This is a genomic window from Nostoc mirabile CHAB5784, assembly GCF_020829645.1.
In the GTDB taxonomy this organism is placed as follows: domain Bacteria; phylum Cyanobacteriota; class Cyanobacteriia; order Cyanobacteriales; family Nostocaceae; genus Nostoc; species Nostoc mirabile.
The window spans coordinates 1-3929 of sequence record NZ_JAIVFS010000243.1; the positions used below are offsets into that span (position 1 = coordinate 1).

Annotated in this window: 3 protein-coding genes and 1 pseudogene; 3 read left to right on the plus strand and 1 reads right to left on the minus strand. The window is 41.3% G+C overall.

Going from position 1 to position 3929, the window contains the following annotated elements; translation table 11 throughout:
* The first annotated feature begins 288 nt into the window (after positions 1-288).
* On the plus strand, positions 289-1119 hold the full coding sequence (gene dapB / locus LC653_RS44980; protein WP_229501707.1) for a 4-hydroxy-tetrahydrodipicolinate reductase: 831 nt from the start codon (positions 289-291) through the stop codon (positions 1117-1119).
* Positions 1120-1491: 372 nt separating this feature from the next.
* Positions 1492-2631 (plus strand): annotated as a pseudogene (locus LC653_RS48200) (ISH3 family transposase).
* Between the two features lie 209 nt (positions 2632-2840).
* Here the strand turns inward: LC653_RS48200 and LC653_RS44995 are convergent.
* Entirely contained in the window at positions 2841-3419 is a 579-nt protein-coding gene (locus tag LC653_RS44995) for a hypothetical protein (protein WP_229501710.1), read from the minus strand.
* On the opposite strand from LC653_RS44995, the gene LC653_RS45000 reads away from it, so the two are divergent.
* Complete coding sequence (locus LC653_RS45000; RefSeq protein WP_229501711.1) at positions 3403-3807, plus strand: hypothetical protein; 405 nt, start codon at positions 3403-3405, stop codon at positions 3805-3807. The two genes, LC653_RS44995 and LC653_RS45000, sit on opposite strands and share 17 nt — an antisense overlap.
* Positions 3808-3929: the final 122 nt, after the last annotated feature.

The window sequence follows — 3929 nt, forward strand, 5'->3', positions numbered from 1 at the left end:
TGTGGCGATCGCTTCCATGACACTGCATCAAGGACGACCGCCTGACCCCTCCTCGACTGTTCAATAACTTTCAAAGCTGTAGCCCTTATTCCGTATAGCTTAGAGCTTTTCTTAGTGCCATTCGGTTCTGAAGGAACTTGGTTTCACCCTCTTCTGTCACACTGAAAAAACAAAATACCTGAAAACATTATCTGATTCAGATTTTGACAAATTTGCAACTTCCCTGATTGGCAGAAAGATTCATAAACTGTAATCCGTTTGTAAATGCTGTAAATATGAGAGTAATAAATGATTGATCAAGTTAAGATTCCAGTTATAGTCAACGGTGCTGCTGGCAAAATGGGTCGTGAGGTTGTGAAGGCTATAGCACAAGCGCCTGATATGACTTTAATGGGTGCAATTGATACGAGTTTAGAACATCAAGGTAAAGATGCTGGAGAGTTGCTGGATTTAGGTAAGCCCCTGGGAATTCCAATTACTAATCAATTGGAACCGATGCTAACTTTTATAAATCAGAAAATACAACGGGGGGTAATGGTAGATTTTACCCATCCCAGTTCAGTATATAATAGTGTTCGCAACGCAATTGCATACGGTATCCATCCTGTTGTTGGCACCACAGGATTAAGTTCAGAACAAATTCAAAATTTGGCAGATTTTGCTGATAAAGCTAGTGTAGGGTGCCTGATTATTCCTAACTTCTTGATTGGTATAATTCTATTGCAACAAGCCGCAATGGCAGCATCTCAATATTTTGACCACGTTGAAATCATTGAACTACATCACAACCAAAAAGCAGATGCTCCCAGTGGCACGGCAATTCAAACTGCTCAGATGTTGGCAACAATGGGCAAAAACTTTAACAAACAACCTGTGGAGGAAACGGAGAAGTTACTAGGGGCTAGGGGTAGCTTAACAGATAACGGCATTCGCATTCATAGCATCCGATTACCAGGACTCATTGCCCATCAGGAAGTGATTTTCGGCTCGCCAGGTCAAATCTATACCCTTCGGCACGATACGAGTGATCGCTCTTGCTATATGCCAGGAGTGTTACTGGCAATTCGCAAAGTGTCGCAGCTAAAGTCGTTAGTGTATGGGTTAGACAAGATACTTTAAAAAAAAACTAGAGTGGCAAAGTTAACTGGACTTTCTGTCCTAAAGGTTAAATCAGGTAACCAAAAGGAGAAACCAACAACAAAGTTACTCGATTCTGACGCGTTCTCTAGCGAACTTTGCCACTTTCAGTAGACCGAAAACTTTTGTGATCGCTCTGTCAAGAATACCTGCTCCAGTGGATTTTTGTGAAAAGCTAGTGCTTTTAGATACCATCATTTCATGTCTCACTTTGAAGTAAAAACATAAGTAAAGCTAATAAATCAGCCAAGTGTAAGAGCAAACCTCGCACCAAAACATGGTTATGGTGCTATTTCAGGAATTTTGTCAAGGAGTTGCGGGAAAATTGAGTCAGACAAATATCTGGTGCAAGCTATGACTGTAACTACCCTAGTTCTAACTGATAGTAAAACCTTGAATGAAGTGGTTAACTGTTTAACAGACAATCTTCCAATTCAGACTCAAGGTAAGTGTGAACAACAAAATATTTTTGAAATTTTAATTCGGGCTGCCACCCAGAGGGATAGTATTGAAAACACTACTAAAGTCCTAAAAAATGTTCCGACCAGTAATGATATTCGTTACCACTTGGAGAAATATTCAGACCTTCCTTCATTAGAAGAGGCTTTAAATAAAGCACTCCAAAGCCGCTTGCCAACAGGTATACGACAAGGGCAACAGAAAATTGCCATCGACTTTAACTTAATTCCTTATTATGGTGAGCCATCTTCATTAGAAGCACCATATATTTATAGAAGTCAAGCGAAAAATGGTACTTGTTCTTTCTATGCTTATGCTACTGTCTATGTAATTAAAAAGAATAAACGAGTAACCTTAGCTATCAAAGCTGTTCAACAACAAAACACTTTGGTTGCAATTATCACGTATCTTTTGGCAATAATTGAGCCTTGAAACCTGAGAATTGAACGATTGTATTTGGATAGGGAGTTCTTTTGTGTCCCAGTCATTCGCTGGTTACAGGCTTTGGATATCCCATTTGAGATGCCAGCTATTATTCGAGGCAAACATGGAGGGACTAAACAATTAATTAGAGGTAGGCGTAGTTATAAAACCAGTTACACTTTAAACAGTGATAAATATGGTTCAGTTACTTTTCAAGTGTGGATAGTTTGTACATATAAAAATGGTAAAAGACGAGCGCGTGGGCGAGAATTTTTTGTTTACGCAGTTTATAAAGTTAAGTTAACCTTGCAGCTTATACATGATGACTATCGTCTTCGTTTTGGAATTGAAAGTAGCTATCGAATGAAGAACCAGTGCCGAATTAAAACTACTATTAAAAATCCGACCATTCGGTTTTTATTTGTAGCTTTAGCTTTTTTAATTATTAACGTTTGGATTTATCTAGTATGGCATTATGTCAGCCGTTTAAAAAGAAGTACTAGACAAGTTTTTTCTCATCTATTTACACTCAAACAAATGCTTGAATTTTTACGCCAAGCAGTAGACCGCAACTATGGGGTAGCCTGCGAAGTTTGTTTACCGTCCGGCTGATTTTGGTTGATTTTTGGGGTTGATAAATAAGCTAAACTTATCTTTTCTTCAAGGCATTCAGCTTTTACACATTTCTGAAAAAACGGTATCATACGCTACTATTTTTTAGCGATCGCAGAAGTTTTCGGTCTACTGACATTCAATAATAGTTCTATTAAAAGTAACACTAGCAACACAGGTGCGGCAGGCAGTATCGATATCAAAGCTGGTCAAGGAATTACGCTTGTCGGTTCTGATGGAGAAAACCTCAATATTAACAAGGCTCCCCTAATCACGATTCCGAAAAAATATAACGTTATCATTGTTGATGCTGGCAAAAAAATTGATGCTGGCATATTTGAAGTTAAAAGCAGAAATTTAGACATAGACATCCAACAAACCGAACTTTCCACCTCAACCACAGGTGATGGTGCTGCGGGAAACCTAAGCATTGACACGCAAAAGCTCACCATTGCTGATGGTGCAACTATCTCTGCATCCACCTCCTCAAAAAATCCAGAAGGCACAGGCGGCAGTATCATCATCAACGCCACAGAATCCTTCAACCTTACCAATGCAAGTTTAAGTGCCGAGTCAACAGGCGCTGCTCCTGCTGGTAACATCAAGATTAACACCCCAAACCTAACAGCCACAAATGGCAAGATCGCAACTTCCTCCGAGCTATCTTCTGGGGGAGATATCACCATCACCGCTTCTGACATCCGCCTCGATGGTGACAGCAATATCACAACCTTCGTTGCCCAAGGTGCAGGGGGCGGCGGCAACATTAAATTGACGGCTGACTCCATCGTTGCTTTCGACGACAGCGATATCCTCGCTTATGCTCCTGGAGGCGCAGGTGGAAATATTACCCTCGATACTCCGGCATTCTTCGGCGAAAACTACAGCCCTGCATCTTCTCGTAACGATCCCCTAAATACCCTCGATCGCAATAACCGAGTCGATATCAATGCCACTGGTGCTTTCGATGGAGCCATCACCCTACCCGATGTCAGCTTTATCCAAAACAGCCTCAGCGAGTTACCCGAAAATCAAATTAACACTGACAGCCTCCTGGCAAATAGCTGCATTGTCCGCCGCAATCAATCAACGAAGGGAACCTTCACCATCATAGGTACTGGTGGCTTACCTCAGCGCCCGGGAGATGCTCAAATGTCCAGCTTTCCCACAGTATAGCAACCGCCACATCGGTTAGGACGCTAGATGTAAGATATACTCCATTGCATCCCGTAGACACTCATATTGGTCAAGTTGCTTGCGAATGCGACTTTTGAGCCAAGACCAGCATCGCTCAATCT